Origin of the sequence: Pseudomonas saponiphila (genome assembly GCF_900105185.1) — a bacterium.
Taxonomy (GTDB): Bacteria; Pseudomonadota; Gammaproteobacteria; order Pseudomonadales; family Pseudomonadaceae; genus Aquipseudomonas; species Aquipseudomonas saponiphila.
In genome coordinates this window covers 3,523,018-3,536,992 of sequence record NZ_FNTJ01000001.1, presented here as the reverse complement: position 1 = coordinate 3,536,992, position 13,975 = coordinate 3,523,018, and the positions used below count along the sequence as shown (strand labels likewise).

Here is a 13,975-nt window from a genome sequence, read left to right as displayed (position 1 = left end):
AAACGCAGGCATAAAAAAACGCCGCGTATCGTGGAATACGCGGCGCTCTTTTTTACAACGCTAGAACCTTAGGCTTGCACCACCGGGATCTTGGCGTTGGCTGCAGCTTCACGGAACTCGGCGATCTGGTCGAAGCTCAGGTAGCGGTACACGTCCGCCGCCATGCTGTCGATCTTGCCGGCGTATTCCATGTACTCCTCGACGGTCGGCAGGCGACCCAGGATCGAAGCCACCGACGCCAGCTCGGCCGAAGCCAGGTAGACGTTGGCGCCATCGCCCAGACGGTTCGGGAAGTTACGGGTCGAGGTCGACACCACGGTGCTGTTCGGTTCTACACGTGCCTGGTTACCCATGCACAGCGAGCAGCCCGGCATTTCCATGCGCGCGCCGGCCTTGCCGTAGATGCCGTAGTAGCCTTCCTCGGTCAGCTGGTGAGCGTCCATCTTGGTCGGCGGCGACAGCCACAGACGGGTTGGCAGCTGGCCCTTGACCTGATCCAGCAGCTTACCGGCCGCGCGGAAGTGACCGATGTTGGTCATGCAGGAACCGATGAACACTTCGTCGATCTTCTGGCCAGCAACGCTGGACAGCAGGCGAGCGTCGTCCGGGTCGTTCGGCGCGCAGAGCACAGGCTCCTTGACGTCGGCCAGGTCGATCTCGATGACTTCGGCGTACTCGGCGTCCTTGTCGGCTTCCAGCAGCTCGGGGTTGGCCAGCCAGGCTTCCATCGCTTGCGCGCGACGCTCCAGGGTACGGGCATCGCCGTAGCCTTCGCCGATCATCCAGCGCAGCAGGGTGATGTTGGACTTCAGGTACTCGGCGATCGATTCCTTGGACAGCTTGATGGTGCAACCGGCAGCCGAACGTTCGGCCGAGGCGTCGGACAGTTCGAAGGCTTGCTCGACGGTCAGGGTTTCCAGACCTTCGATCTCCAGGATGCGGCCGGAGAAGGCGTTCTTCTTGCCTTTCTTCTCGACGGTCAGCAGGCCTTTCTGGATCGCGTAGTAAGGAATGGCGTGGACGAGGTCACGCAGGGTGACACCAGGCTGCAGCTTGCCCTTGAAGCGAACCAGGATCGATTCCGGCATGTCCAGTGGCATCACGCCAGTGGCGGCGGCGAAGGCCACCAGGCCGGAACCGGCCGGGAACGAGATGCCGATCGGGAAACGGGTGTGGGAGTCGCCACCGGTGCCGACGGTGTCCGGCAGCAGCATGCGGTTCAGCCACGAGTGGATGATGCCGTCGCCCGGACGCAGGGACACGCCGCCACGGGTCATGATGAAGTCGGGCAGGGTGTGGTGGGTGGTGACGTCGATCGGCTTCGGATAGGCCGCGGTGTGGCAGAACGACTGCATCACCAGGTCGGCGGAGAAGCCCAGGCAGGCCAGGTCTTTCAGCTCGTCACGGGTCATCGGGCCAGTGGTGTCCTGGGAGCCGACGGTGGTCATCTTCGGTTCGCAGTAGGTGCCAGGACGCACGCCCTTGCCCTTGGCCAGGCCACAGGCCTTGCCGACCATCTTCTGTGCCAGGGTGTAGCCCTTGCCGGTATCGATAGGTGCTTCAGGCAGTTTGAACAGGTCGGTTGGGCCCAGGCCCAGCTCGGCGCGGGCCTTTTCGGTCAGGCCACGGCCGACGATCAGCGGGATACGGCCGCCAGCGCGAACTTCGTCCAGCAGTACCGGAGTCTTGAGTTCGAAGGTGGTGATGACTTCGTCGCTACCGTGCTTGCAGACCTTGCCAGCGTGCGGGTAGACGTCGATCACGTCGCCCATGTTCAGGTTCGACACGTCGAACTCGATCGGCAGGGCGCCGGCGTCTTCCATGGTGTTGTAGAAGATCGGGGCGATTTTCGAGCCGAAGCAGAAGCCACCGGCGCGCTTGTTCGGCACGTAAGGGATGTCGTCGCCGAAGAACCACAGCACCGAGTTGGTGGCCGATTTACGCGAGGAACCGGTACCCACCACGTCGCCGACGTAGGCAACCGGGAAGCCCTTGGCCTTGACTTCTTCGATCTGCTTGAGCGGGCCGATGGCGCCTTGTTGCTCAGGCACGATGCCGTCACGGGCCATTTTCAGCATGGCCAGGGCGTGCAGCGGGATATCAGGGCGCGACCAGGCGTCCGGGGCAGGGGACAGGTCGTCGGTGTTGGTTTCGCCAGGAACCTTGAATACGGTCAGGCTGTACTTGTCGGCGATGGCGGGCTTGTTGGTGAACCACTCGCCGGCGGCCCAGGATTCCAGCACGGCCTTGGCCTGGGCATTGCCTGCCTTGGCTTTTTCGGCAACGTCGTGGAACGCATCGAACATCAGCAGGGTGTGCTTGAGCTGGGCGGCAGCAACGCTGGCCAGTTCGGCGTTGTCCAGCAGCTCGACCATGGTGGCGATGTTGTAGCCGCCCTGCATGGTGCCCAGCAGCTCGACGGCACGCTTCTTGTCGATCAGCGGCGAAGTGGCTTCGCCCTTGGCGACGGCGGAGAGGAAACCGGCCTTGACGTAGGCGGCTTCGTCCACTCCTGGTGGAACGCGGTTGGTGATCAGGTCAACGAGGAAGGCTTCTTCGCCAGCCGGGGGATTCTTCAGCAGCTCGACCAGGCCTGCAGTTTGTTCGGCGTTTAGCGGCTGGGGAACGATACCCAGTGCTGCGCGCTCTTCGATATGTTTGCGGTAGGCTTCAAGCACAGTATTACCCTCATCAGTGGTCCCAAATGGGTGTCCGGGACGCTCATCCCGAAATTGCCGTACTCATGCGCTGCGTGGCGTTGTGCGCCACTTAGCCAGAATTACCGACAATTCCTTACAGAAGCTGCTTTCAAAGTTTTACGCCTGCAGAACGGGGAGCTGATGAGGGTTGGCGCTGGATCTTTCCCCGCTGGAAAAACCCCTCGCCAACACCGCTCTGAAGGAACGACTGTGCTCGTGACGCTTTGAAAACAGCTTCAAACGGACATTGGCGCCTAAAAAGGCTGGCTGATTCTACGGCAAAAAAAGTCTCAACGTAAGTTGCCGGATTGAAGTTTGAGGGGTGATCAATCTTAGACAAAAGGCTAGGGTCTGCTGCCATTGGGTGACATGTCGCGACGGATGCCCCCTTGGCGCAGGGCAAGGCGCGAGAAGCGCAGTTTGGTTTTCCAAATAAGCTTCGAGCAACGCCGCCCTGCGCCAAGGGGGCGCCGTCCCTTCGGGTTGCGTGCCAAACGGCGCGAGGCTGCGTTGCGGGATTTGCCAAGGGAACAACCATTGGCGGCATCCCGCGCCTTGCCTCGCGCCGTTTGGCCCAGCAACGCGACTTGTCACCCAATGGCAGCAGACCCTACCATTGCCGACTGTTTTGCCTTTGCGTGTGTTGTTTCTCTATGCCCAATCAGACCATCAAGACCCCCTGCGTCGGCCTCTGCTCCACTGTCTACGGCGATCTGGTGTGCCGTGGCTGCAAGCGTTTCCATCACGAAGTGATCAACTGGAATGGTTACAACGAAGAGGAAAAACGCGCGGTCTGGCTGCGTCTTGAGCAACTGCTGGTGCAGGTGATGGCGGCCAAGCTGGAAGTCTTCGACCCGGCGCGCCTGCGCGGGCAACTGGAGCAGCGCAAGATCCGTTTCGTGCCGCACCAGTCCGAATACTGCTGGGCCTACCAGCTGATTGCCCGGGGCGCGCGGGTGATCAACCAGCTCGACGCCTACGGCATGGTGCTGTTGCCGGAGTTCCGCGATTGGGCGCTGCCGGAGTTGCGCGACGCCATCGATCGGGAGTTCTTCCTGCTGTCGGAAGCCCATTACCAGCGCTACATCGCCCCCGGTTTTCTCAAGGACGCCCTGGGCTGAGCCATTCGCCGGCAAGCCGGCCCCAACACCAAGGGTTCTCACGCAAATACCGCTGTAGGAGCTGGCTTGCCAGCGAAGGCGGCCGTCAGGGCGGTGCAAGGCTCAAGGGCCTCTTCGCCGGCCAGCCGGCTCCTACGGGTTGAAGTCGATCGGGTTGTTGTAGGAGCTGGCTTGCCAGCGAACGCGCCGTCATGGACGGCGCAGGTTGCGGGATGGCGTTGCCGAACAGGGGCTCAGGCCTTGGCCGCCAGTTCTTCCAGGTGATCCATGATGTCCGCCGGCTTGAGCACCAGCACGTCGCTGTCCAGGGAATCGAGCACCACCTCGGCGGTATTGCCGATCAAGGCCCCCGACAGCCCGGTGCGGGCCACGGTGCCGATGATGGTCAGCACGGCCCCCAGCTTGTGGGCCATGTGGGGAATCAGCACATCCGCCGGGCCTTCTTCGATGTGCAGGTGGTTGTCGTCGATATCGAACTCGGCCTGGAACGCCTTGCACTCCTCGCGATAGCGCTTCTCGATGGTTTCCTTGAGCTGGAACACTGGATCGGCGGCCGAGAGCATCGGTGACGGGTGGGCGCTGATCACGTGCAACTGGGCCTTGGCCAGGCTGGCGATGTCGAAGCCATGGTCGACGATGCTGGCGTGCAGCGTGCGGTGCTCGCCGTCCATGTTGCCAACGTCGATGGCCGCCATGACCACGCCGCCGGCCCAGGGGTTGGCGGTCTTGACCAGTAGCACCGGGGTCGGGCAGTAGCGCAGCAGCTTCCAGTCCGCCGGGGTCAGCAGGACCTTCTTCAGCGGGTTTTCATGGACGTGCTGCTTGATCACCAGGCCGCAGCCTTCGGCCTGCTGCACGTCGATGATGGTTTCATGCAGGCTCTCGTTCCACGCCTGTTCGGTGGTGACGCTGTAGCCTTCGCTGCTCAGGCTGCTCTTGAGCACGCTGAGCAGCGCCGAATGCTCGTGCTTCCTGTCGCAGACCAGCAGGTGCAGATGGGCCTGGGTGACCCCGGCAATCAGCTTGGCGCGCTTGAGGGCGAGACTTTCGCCAGGCGTGGGATCGATGACCACCAGGATGCTGCGGATACTTTGCATGATCGGGTCTCCAGGAAAGGGATGAACGGCTAGGGTCTGTTCCCGTTTGGCCCAGCGACGCGGCTCGCCACCCAACGGGAACAGGCCCAGCGTGCACAACTATAGTTGCTGGCGCCCGCGCCGCATGTTGATGCATATCAAGCGCGGCCGCTGGTGGTCTGCGACGTGGCCGGTATAATCGCCAGCCTTTCGCTGTGAAGCCTTATTTGTCTCGTGAGCCTCATGTTATCGATCACTGATAGTGCCGCCATTGCTCGCCTTGCTGTGGCGGATTGCTCGGAAATGCGCCGATGAACTTTCCGGAAATTCATGACTTCCTCGGCTGTCGGACCCCCGACGCCTGGGTCCAGGCGGCCCTGGCCGATCAGGAAACCCTGCTGATCGACCACAAGAACTGCGAGTTCAAGGCCGCCAGCACCGCCCTGAGCCTGATCGCCAAGTACCACTCCCATGTCGACCTGATCAACATGATGTCGCGCCTGGCCCGGGAAGAGCTGGTGCACCACGAACAGGTCATGCGCCTGATGAAAAGGCGCAAGGTCGAACTGCGCCAGTTGCACGCCGGGCGCTATGCCTCGGGCCTGCGCAAGGTGGTGCGCAGCCACGAGCCGGTGAAGCTGGTGGACACCCTGGTGGTCGGTGCCTTCATCGAAGCCCGCAGTTGCGAGCGCTTCGAAGCCCTGGTGCCGCACCTGGACGAAGAACTGGGCAAGTTCTACTTCGGCCTGCTCAAGAGCGAGGCCCGGCACTACCAGGGCTACCTGAAGCTGGCCTACCAGTACGGCGACGCCAAGGACATCGCCCAGGTGATCGACAAGGTGCGGGCCGCCGAGCAGGAGCTGATCGAGTCCCCTGACCCGGAGTTTCGCTTCCACAGTGGCGTGCCGGCCTGGTAAGGCACTGCCCTTGTGTAAAAGCAGGGGCAAATTGTTAAAAACTCTTAAAAGAATGAAACTTTGCGCAAAACCGCTATAAGCCCGTGGTTTTGCCGCAGCCTTAGCCTTTTTTAACCTTGGCCCCTCTATACTGCGCGCACTCAAAACTCTGTGTTCGCGAACGGGTAGGTATGGATAACCTGGGGCTTGGCAAGGTCCTGCTGGTGGAAGATGACGAGAAGCTCGCCGGGCTGATCGCCAATTTCCTGTCCCAGCATGGCTTTGAAGTGTTGGCGGTGCATCGGGGCGACGTGGCCCTGGCGGCGTATCTCGAATTCAAACCGAAACTGGTGGTGCTCGACCTGATGTTGCCGGGCCAGAGCGGCCTGCACGTGTGCCGGGAGATCCGCGCCGTGGCCGATACCCCGATCGTCATCCTCACCGCCAAGGAAGACGATCTGGACCACATCCTCGGCCTGGAATCCGGCGCCGACGATTACGTGATCAAGCCCATCAAGCCGGCGGTGCTGCTGGCGCGCCTGCGGGCCCTGCAGCGGCGCCAGGTGCCGGAGTCGAGCGCTGCGCGCGGGGCCCTGGAGTTCGGCGTGCTGAGCATCGACCGCAGCAGCCGCGAGGTGCGCCTGTCCGGCGAGCCGATCGAACTGACCACCATGGAGTTCGAGCTGCTGTGGCTGCTGGCCAGCGCGGCGGGCAAGACCCTGTCCCGGGACGACATTCTCAACCGCATGCGCGGCATCGAGTTCGACGGTCTGAACCGCAGCGTCGACGTCTACATCAGCAAACTGCGCGGCAAGCTCAAGGACAATCCCCGCGAGCCGGTGTGCATCAAGACCGTATGGGGCAAGGGCTACCTGTTCAATCCGTTCGCCTGGGAGGTGTGAATGCTGCGTCTGTTTCTCGGGCTCTACATATTCCTGGCGTTGGGCTATGCCGGAGCCATGACCGCGGTGCAGCACATTTTCCTCAACTACCTGGCCGTGGACCTGATCGAGGCCTACAACCGGGAAGCGGTGCGCGGGCCGGCCTATAGCCTGAGCGAGCAGTTGCGGCCGTTCGACGAAGCCGGGCGCAAGCGCCAGCTGGAGCAGCTCAAGCCCCATTACGGGCTGGCGCTCAAGCTGGTGCAGGCCGGCGATCTGGGCCTTGATGAGCGCGAGCGGGCGCTGCTGAGCTCCAACCAGCTGGTGGTCCGCGATGATTTCAACGAATTCATCTCCAGCATCGACGGCGGCTCCCAACTGTTGAGCATCAAGCTGCCGGAAGACCCGCCGCTGACCCTGCTCTACAACATCGCCGCCTACGCCTTGCTCGGCGTACTGCTGGCCATCGTCCTGTACTTCTGGGTGCGTCCGCACTGGCGTGACCTGGAGCGCCTGCGCCTGGCCGCCGAGCGTTTCGGCGGCAATGACCTGGGCACCCGCCTGCACCTGTCGCGGCGTTCGAACATCCGCGACCTGGCCCAGCACTTCAACCGCATGGCGGCGCGCATCGAGGGCCTGATCGCCAATCAGCGCGAGTTGACCAATGCGGTGTCCCACGAGTTGCGCACACCCATTGCCCGCTTGTCCTTCGAACTGGATCAGTTGCAGCAACAGCCCGACCCTGAGGAAAACCGCGAACTGATCGCCGACATGTACGCCGACCTTGGCGAACTGGAGGAAATGGTTTCCGAGCTGCTGACCTACGCCAGCCTGGAACACGGCGCGGCCACCATCAGCCGTGAAGACATCCAGGCCCAGAACTGGCTCGACAGCGTGGTCGGCAGCGTGGCCCTGGAGGCCGAGGCGGCCGGGGTGCAGTTGCTGATCCGCTGCTGCCAGGTGGACTACGTGCGCATCGAGCCGCGCTTCATGGCCCGGGCGGTGATCAACTTGCTGCGCAATGCCATCCGCTACGCCGAGCGCCGGGTGGAGGTGTCCCTGGTGCGTCTGGAGCACGGCTACGAAGTGCGAGTCAACGATGACGGTCCCGGCGTGCCGGTGGATGGGCGGGAGAAGATCTTCGAAGCGTTTTCCCGCCTCGATGCCAGTCGTGACCGGCGCACCGGCGGCTTCGGCCTGGGCCTGGCGCTGGTGCGTCGAGTCTGCCAGTGGCATGGCGGCCAGGTCGAAGTGCTGGATTCGGAATGGGGCGGCGCTTCGTTCCGCATGACCTGGGCGCATGTGGATTGAAGGCAGCTGCAAGCGGCAAGCTTCAAGTGGCAAGCCAAACGCCACCGCTTGCAGCTTGAAGCTTGCCGCTTGAAGCTCAAAAGCTGTATTCGATCTGGGTGCCCAGCACTGTCTGCAGGCGCCGGTCGACGATCGGGCTGTTGCCGGCTTCCTTGCTCAGGTACTGCATCGACAGCTGGGTCGAGAGCTTGGTCTGTTCATTGAGCGGCAGGCTCCAGGTCAGGTCGCCGCCGCTGCTCACCAGGCCGCCTTTGGCGCGGTAGGCGCTGAAGCGGCTATTGGCCGCTTGGGTGTTGCTCACGCCATACCAGGTCTGCATGTAGTCGGCGTTGCCGAACAGGCTGCTGAGGCTGGCGTCGAGGCTGCCCAGGCGGCCCTCGTACAGGGTGCTGGCGATGCTCAGTTGCAGCAGGCTGTAGGCCGAGCCGGTGTCGCGATTGTCATTCTTCTTCTGCGCGTGGGTCACGGTGGCCCCCAGTTCGAACGGCCCCAGGTCGTAGCCCAGGTGTGCGCCGAACTGGGCCCGGGACTTGATTTCGCCCATGCCCTTGAGGCGCTTGGAGCCCTGGCCCAGGTGGTTCTTGTCGCGTCGCTCGTCACTGGCGCCGACCCAGGTGCTGAAGGACAGGCCGCCCCATTCGTTGCCCCAGCCCAGACCTTGTTCGGTGTTGAGAAAAAAACCGTAGGGGCTGACGATCTCGGCGCCGAGAATCGGCGTCACGCTGCGTTCGTCGCTGCCGCTGTAGCGCGGCATGCTGGCGGCACCACCGCGCACGCTGAATGTCCAGTCCTCGGCGTGCAAGGCCGGGGATGCCCCGAGCAAACCCAGGGTGCTTGCCAGGAGGGTGACGGAAGTGGTGCGTTTCAGGGTTTTCATAGGGCTTTAGAACCTCAGGTATTGGTGGGTGTAGGAGCGTTTGAATGAGTAGCCCAGGACGCTGATGCCATTGATCTGGCGGCGCACCGTATCGCCCAGGCCCGGGCCCTGGCCGGCAATGACGGCGTGGGCGTTGTCCATCGGGGCGAGGATGTAGTCGGTGGTCACGCGGCCCTGTTGCAGGCTGCGGATCATCAGGAAACCGTCCTCCAGGGCGATGCTGATATCGCTGATGGCGGTGTTGGCCGCGTCCTCGTTGAGGGCCTGGTAGGTGCCTACCGTGGACAGCCAGTTGTCGGGCAGGGGAACCGGATCGACGCGTTCGCCCATGGCCAGCAGCTGGCCGTGACGCCTTGCGGTGAACACCCGGCGCCCCTGGACGTTCAACAGGTCCAGCTGCACCTGGCCGAGGTCACCCAGGTCCTGCAGCCACACGCCGAGGAATTTCTTCTGGGCCCGCAGCCAGCCTTGTTCGTCACGCAGCAGTTCGAAACGCTTGCCGGCCAGCTCGCCGAACAGGCGCTGGCCCTGGTCGCGAATGCGCAATACGCCCCAGGTGGTGGCGTAGAAACCCGCCAGGTGCTGGCGGTCGGCGGCTTCCGGTACCCGCCGTCGTGCGGTGACCCGCTCCTGGGGCTGGGCGCTGTCGCGCTTCTGGCTCCCGGGGGCACCGTGGGCCTGCAGCAGCATGCGCAGCACCTTGGTCACCAGCGGCCTGGCCACGGCCTCGCCGGAGCCTGAATTGCTCATCACGATCACTGCCAGCTGCTGCTCCGGCAGCACACTGATCCGGGCCTGGAAGTCGCTGCCCACCGCGCTGTGCTGCCAGGTCCGGATCCCCGGACGAACCCATTCCTCGCCGCAGGGCGAGAGGTACCAGCCCAGGCCCACCTGGCAATCGAAATCCAGCGGGTTGCCGTTGTTCTGCGCCCGCACCATTTCCTTGATCGAGGCCGGGGACAGCACCTGGCGGTCCTTGTAGTGGCCCTGGGCGAACAGCATCCGCACAAAGCGGCTCAGGTCCCGCGGGCTGCTCCACAGGCCGGTGGCGGACAGGTCGCGCAGCGGTTCGTCGGCGCTGCCGAGCCCGTCGGCATAGCCCCGGGCGCGGTAGGGCTGAGCCAGGCTGGTGCCGAGGAAGCTCGACTGGCTCATGCCCAACGGGCGCAGCAGGCTTTTCTGCAATTGGCGCTCGAAGTCCAGACCGCTGCTGCGCTCGATCGCCGCGCCCAGCAGGGCATAGCCCAGGTTGGAGTAGGCGGTCTGGGTGCCTGGGCAGTTGTTCAGCCAGATCCCGCTGACCTTGCCCGGCAGCTCGCCTAACGCCTGGGTGGTGTAGCGGTCGCGCAGGTATTCGGTGGGCAGGCCGGCCTGGTGGCTGAGCAGGCGGCGCAGGGTCACCGCCTGGTCGGCGGCGTTCTGGTCCTGGTGAAAGCGCGAGCGGACGTAGAACTCGCGCAGGCTGTCCTGCAGCGGCGCGTCCAGCTGCAGGCGTCCCTGTTCCACCAGTTGCATGACAGCGGTGGCGGTCAGCAACTGCGACAGGGCCCCGGCCCGAAACGCGGTGTTCTCGGTCACTTGCAGGCCGCGGTCCCGGTCGGCAAAACCGAAACCCCGGGCCCAGATCAGCTCCTGGCCGTCCACCAGGGCGATGGACAGCCCCGGCACCCGATGCTCGGCCATTTCCCGGGGGATGTGCTGCTTGAGGTAACCGATGATGCTGGCGTAGTCGCCGCGACCGATAGTCGGCGGCGCAGGGGGTTGGCCATTGCAGCCCAGGCTGCCCAGGAGCATGCCGAGCAATGGCAGGTGAAGAAGTTTGGGAGACATACAGCAACCGACCGGACATTCGATGGGCGGATGCTAGGCAAGGGCGTTTGGGTAGTCTTTGACAGCTTTGTCGGGAAACTGTCAAAGAGTGTTAAACGGTGCGCCGCGCCTCAAGCCGAGGCGCGGTGCGCGGGCGGTTACAGGGCCAGGCTGTGGATCACCTGGGTCGCGTCGTCGGGGTCGATGCTGCTGCGCATGCCCAGCTGTTTGGCCAGGCGGCGCATGCTGTAGTTGGTGGCCGAGTCCACCGAATACAGTTGCTGGAAGCCGTTGGCGCGGGCTTCATCGATCAGGTGCTGCATCAGCAGCGCGCCGAGGCCCTTGCCTTGCCATTGATCGGCGATGGTCACGGCAAATTCGCAGCGCCAGGGCTGGTCGTCGACCTGGGCGTAGCGGCTGATGCCGACTTCCCGCAGTTCGCCGTTGTCGTGGACCAGGGCCACGTAGGCCACCCGTTGCGGGGTGCCGACGTCCATCAGCTGATCCAGCAACTGATCGCCGACTTCCTTGACCTCGCCGAGAAAGCGCTGGTGGCGGGTGACGGGGGAGAGGTTTTCGATAAAGGCCTTTTCCCGATCCCGGTCCTGGGGGCGCAGCGGGCGGATCAGCACATGGCTGCCGTCGCTCAGGGCGTCGATCCAGTATTGGCCTTGCTGGGCCGGGAAGGGTGGTTGGGCGAGGATATCGAGAGCAGTGCTGGACATGGTCAAGTCTCCGGAAAGGCAAAGGGCAAGCAATTGCCCCAAGCTTTATCCCGGCTGCGATCCGGGCGCTTGATCGATATCAATGTCTGCTGCAGTCGCGCGCTGGCCGGCGATCATCGGTCATGGCCCGGTATGAGGAGTATCCTGTCGCAGCCCATTTTTTCGTTCGAGGTCCGCCATGCCCCAGTTCTCTGTGAATGCTCCCTGCCACGGGGCCGGCTCATGAGCAGCCTGGAACGGGCGATCACCATCGCCGCCCAGGCCCACGCCGGGCAGGTCGACAAGGGTGGTGCGCCCTACATCCTGCACCCGCTGCGGGTGATGCTGGGCGTGGAGCAGCCCGAGGAGCGGATTGTCGCGGTGCTGCACGATGTGCTGGAAGACAGCGCGGTGACCCTGGAGCAACTGCGCGCCGAAGGTTTTTCCGCGCCTGTGCTGGCGGCGCTGTCGGCCTTGACCAAGGTCGAGGGCGAGGATTACCCGGCCTTCATCCGGCGCGCGGCGGCCAATCCCCTGGCGCGTCGGGTCAAGCGTGCGGACCTGGCGGATAACAGCGACCAGTCGCGGATTCCCGAACCGGGCGCCGAAGACCTGCGGCGCCTGGAAAAGTACCGCCAGGCCTTGCTCTACCTGAACTCACTGGCGGCGGACTGACAGGCCGGCGCTGCTCGGCCAGCCCTTTTGAAGGCGCTCAGTTGTTGTAGCTGGAAAGGGTCACTTCGGCGTTGCGCGCCGGCGGCTTGCTGCCCCGAGTGCGCCAATGCTCGATCAGCGCGCGGCCATGGGCCAGGCCGGCCTGCAGCGCGGCTTCGGTGCTGGTGTAGTCGTTGCCGTAGGGCGGGCAGGCAAAGTGCACGGAAAAGCACGGGTGCTGGCCATGGCCGGTGAGGCGTCCCACGTAGCTGAAGCTGGGGCCGGACTGGTGGGCGTACAGGCTTGGCGAGCTGGGCTCGCGGATGATCATCACGTAGATGTCATGTTCGTATTGGGTGTCTTGATACCAACTGCTAGAAGAATCCATGGTCCACCTCCTTGTCCGTAAAGCGACGCGCTGTTGCTGCGTCAGCGGGTTGTTCAGTGCAATGCGTGCCCGGGGGCGTCGAGCAGGCCGGCGGGCTGGCTGAACAGCCCCGCAGGCAGCAGTTTTTCCAGGGTTCGGGCGGCCCGCAGGACCAGAGCGTCACCGCCGAAGCGGGCGACGATCTGCAGGCCTATGGGCAGGCCGGCGGCGCTCAGGCCGCAGGGCATGCTCAGTGCCGGCTGGCGGCTGAAATTGAAGGGAAAGGTAGTCGGCTGCCACATCGCGCTGATCTGCTCCGGCCAGTCCGGCGGCATCTGCCGGTCCACGGCGAACGGTTCGACCACCGCGGTGGGGGTCAGCAGCAGGTCATATTCACCAAGAAACCCATGCAGCTGCTGAGCCACCTGGTGCCGTTCCTGCACCGCGCAGGCGTAATCCAGGGCGTTGAGCTGGCGTGCCCGGACCTGTGACTGCTGCAGGAAGTCGCCGATCCGATGGCGATGTTCAACGGGTATTTCCTGGGTCACGGTGCACGCCACTTCCACCGGCCAGGCCCGCAGGTAGTTCGGCGCCGGGTTGCCGATGTCCGGCGAGGCCAGGGTCAGGCTGGCGCCGGCTGCCTGCAGCAGCTGGGCGGCGTTCAGGCAGGCCGCGGCGATCTGCGGGTCGACATGGGCGGCGTAGCCCAGGTCGGCGCTGAAGGCGATACGCAGGCCGTTGACGCCGTCCTCTATGTGTTCGAGAAAATCCTGCGGTCCATGGGGCCAGGCAAAGGGTTCGCCGGGCTCAGGCTGGCTCATGAGTTCCATCAGCAAGGCAATGTCGCGCACGTGGCGGGCAATCGGTCCTTCGGCCACCATGCCGCCGGGGTCGATGCTCGGGCAGGCGGACACCAGCCCGTGGCTGGGCTTGAAGCCGATGACCCCGCAGAAGCTCGACGGGGTACGGATCGATCCGGCGGCATCGTTGCCGGTGGCCGCCGGGGCATAACCGGCGGCGACCCCCGCGGTACTGCCGCCACTGCTGCCACCGGCATGCAGGGCCAGGTTCCACGGATTGCGGGTGACCCCGGTCAGCGGGCTGTCGGTCAGCGGCGTGCTGCCCAGCTCGGGCAGGGTGGTCTTGGCGATGAAGATCGCCCCGGCCTCGCGCAGGCGCGCCACCAGGGCGGAATCGTGGGACAGCGCCGGACGCTCGGCCAGGGCCCTGGAGCCGTTGCGGGTGCGCCAGCCGCGAATGTCGTGGTTGTCCTTGACCAGCAGTGCAATGCCGTCGAGCCGGCCCAACGGCTGCCCGGCGGCCCAGCGCGCGGTGGAGGCCTGGGCCGCCAGCAGCGCGGCCTGATCCTGGCGTTCACACAGGGCGTTGAGCTGCGGCTCGTGGCGCTCGATCTGTGCCAGGACGGCCTGCAGCAGGTCCACCGGGGTGAACTGCAAACGGGCAAAGCCTTGCAGCAGCGCCTCGATCGACAGCTGATGCAGGGGGGCTTGGCGGCAAGTGGGCAACGGCATATTCAACTCTTGTTTCAGGCATGCCGGGCGCATGTCGCGCCACGGCAC

General features: G+C 64.4%; 12 protein-coding genes. 5 read left to right on the top strand and 7 right to left on the bottom strand.

Annotation, left to right across the window (positions count from 1 at the left end):
• Positions 1-68: 68 nt before the first annotated feature.
• Complete coding sequence (acnB, locus tag BLV47_RS16330) at positions 69-2,678, bottom strand: bifunctional aconitate hydratase 2/2-methylisocitrate dehydratase (RefSeq protein ID WP_092315277.1); 2,610 nt, start codon at positions 2,676-2,678, stop codon at positions 69-71.
• Between the two features lie 674 nt (positions 2,679-3,352).
• Here acnB and BLV47_RS16325 point away from each other — a divergent pair.
• Complete coding sequence (locus tag BLV47_RS16325; RefSeq protein ID WP_092315275.1) at positions 3,353-3,820, top strand: DUF1289 domain-containing protein; 468 nt, start codon at positions 3,353-3,355, stop codon at positions 3,818-3,820.
• Between the two features lie 233 nt (positions 3,821-4,053).
• Here BLV47_RS16325 and BLV47_RS16320 read toward each other — a convergent pair whose 3' ends face one another.
• Positions 4,054-4,917, bottom strand: a complete 864-nt coding sequence (locus BLV47_RS16320) for a universal stress protein (RefSeq protein ID WP_092315273.1) — start codon at positions 4,915-4,917, stop codon at positions 4,054-4,056.
• A gap of 290 nt (positions 4,918-5,207) precedes the next feature.
• Between BLV47_RS16320 and BLV47_RS16315 the strand changes: the two genes are divergently transcribed.
• The 3 genes from BLV47_RS16315 (at position 5,208) to BLV47_RS16305 (ending at position 7,984) form a co-directional block, all read left to right on the top strand.
• On the top strand, positions 5,208-5,813 hold the full coding sequence (locus tag BLV47_RS16315; RefSeq protein WP_092315271.1) for a MiaE family protein: 606 nt from the start codon (positions 5,208-5,210) through the stop codon (positions 5,811-5,813).
• A 170-nt stretch (positions 5,814-5,983) separates the two neighbouring features.
• The gene (locus tag BLV47_RS16310; RefSeq protein ID WP_092315269.1) at positions 5,984-6,694 is read left to right on the top strand and encodes a winged helix-turn-helix domain-containing protein; all 711 of its coding nucleotides are present in this window, start codon (positions 5,984-5,986) and stop codon (positions 6,692-6,694) included.
• Positions 6,695-7,984 (top strand): ATP-binding protein, encoded by a 1,290-nt coding sequence (locus tag BLV47_RS16305; protein WP_092315267.1) that lies wholly within the window; start codon positions 6,695-6,697, stop codon positions 7,982-7,984. It begins immediately after the preceding gene.
• Positions 7,985-8,060: 76 nt separating this feature from the next.
• Here the strand turns inward: BLV47_RS16305 and BLV47_RS16300 are convergent, their stop codons facing one another.
• The 3 genes from BLV47_RS16300 to BLV47_RS16290 form a co-directional block, all read right to left on the bottom strand.
• Positions 8,061-8,861 (bottom strand): MipA/OmpV family protein, encoded by an 801-nt coding sequence (locus tag BLV47_RS16300; protein WP_092315265.1) that lies wholly within the window; start codon positions 8,859-8,861, stop codon positions 8,061-8,063.
• A 6-nt stretch (positions 8,862-8,867) separates the two neighbouring features.
• Positions 8,868-10,691 carry a serine hydrolase domain-containing protein gene (locus BLV47_RS16295; RefSeq protein ID WP_092315263.1) on the bottom strand — a complete coding sequence of 608 codons (1,824 nt, stop codon included), beginning with the start codon at positions 10,689-10,691 and terminating at the stop codon, positions 8,868-8,870.
• Positions 10,692-10,828: 137 nt separating this feature from the next.
• Positions 10,829-11,395 carry a GNAT family N-acetyltransferase gene (locus BLV47_RS16290; protein ID WP_092315261.1) on the bottom strand — a complete coding sequence of 189 codons (567 nt, stop codon included), beginning with the start codon at positions 11,393-11,395 and terminating at the stop codon, positions 10,829-10,831.
• Positions 11,396-11,617: 222 nt separating this feature from the next.
• On the opposite strand from BLV47_RS16290, the gene BLV47_RS16285 reads away from it, so the two are divergent.
• A complete protein-coding gene (locus BLV47_RS16285; RefSeq protein ID WP_092315259.1) occupies positions 11,618-12,049 on the top strand; it encodes an HD domain-containing protein in 432 nt (143 codons plus the stop codon).
• Positions 12,050-12,086: 37 nt separating this feature from the next.
• Here the strand turns inward: BLV47_RS16285 and BLV47_RS16280 are convergent, their stop codons facing one another.
• Together BLV47_RS16280 and BLV47_RS16275 are read right to left on the bottom strand one after the other, a co-directional pair.
• Complete coding sequence (locus BLV47_RS16280) at positions 12,087-12,416, bottom strand: hypothetical protein (protein WP_092315257.1); 330 nt, start codon at positions 12,414-12,416, stop codon at positions 12,087-12,089.
• A gap of 53 nt (positions 12,417-12,469) precedes the next feature.
• Positions 12,470-13,927: an amidase gene (locus BLV47_RS16275; protein WP_092315255.1), complete on the bottom strand. Its 1,458-nt coding sequence runs from the start codon at positions 13,925-13,927 to the stop codon at positions 12,470-12,472.
• Positions 13,928-13,975 lie beyond the last annotated feature (48 nt).

Coding starts and splice junctions, on each gene's coding strand:
- BLV47_RS16280 (WP_092315257.1), bottom strand. CDS start 12,416: ATGGATTCTTCTAGCAGTTGGTATCAAGACACCCAATACGAACATGAC.
- BLV47_RS16290 (WP_092315261.1), bottom strand. CDS start 11,395: ATGTCCAGCACTGCTCTCGATATCCTCGCCCAACCACCCTTCCCGGCC.
- BLV47_RS16285 (WP_092315259.1), top strand. CDS start 11,618: ATGAGCAGCCTGGAACGGGCGATCACCATCGCCGCCCAGGCCCACGCC.
- BLV47_RS16300 (WP_092315265.1), bottom strand. CDS start 8,861: ATGAAAACCCTGAAACGCACCACTTCCGTCACCCTCCTGGCAAGCACC.
- BLV47_RS16315 (WP_092315271.1), top strand. CDS start 5,208: ATGAACTTTCCGGAAATTCATGACTTCCTCGGCTGTCGGACCCCCGAC.
- BLV47_RS16310 (WP_092315269.1), top strand. CDS start 5,984: ATGGATAACCTGGGGCTTGGCAAGGTCCTGCTGGTGGAAGATGACGAG.
- BLV47_RS16320 (WP_092315273.1), bottom strand. CDS start 4,917: ATGCAAAGTATCCGCAGCATCCTGGTGGTCATCGATCCCACGCCTGGC.
- BLV47_RS16325 (WP_092315275.1), top strand. CDS start 3,353: ATGCCCAATCAGACCATCAAGACCCCCTGCGTCGGCCTCTGCTCCACT.
- BLV47_RS16275 (WP_092315255.1), bottom strand. CDS start 13,927: ATGCCGTTGCCCACTTGCCGCCAAGCCCCCCTGCATCAGCTGTCGATC.
- BLV47_RS16295 (WP_092315263.1), bottom strand. CDS start 10,691: ATGTCTCCCAAACTTCTTCACCTGCCATTGCTCGGCATGCTCCTGGGC.
- BLV47_RS16305 (WP_092315267.1), top strand. CDS start 6,695: ATGCTGCGTCTGTTTCTCGGGCTCTACATATTCCTGGCGTTGGGCTAT.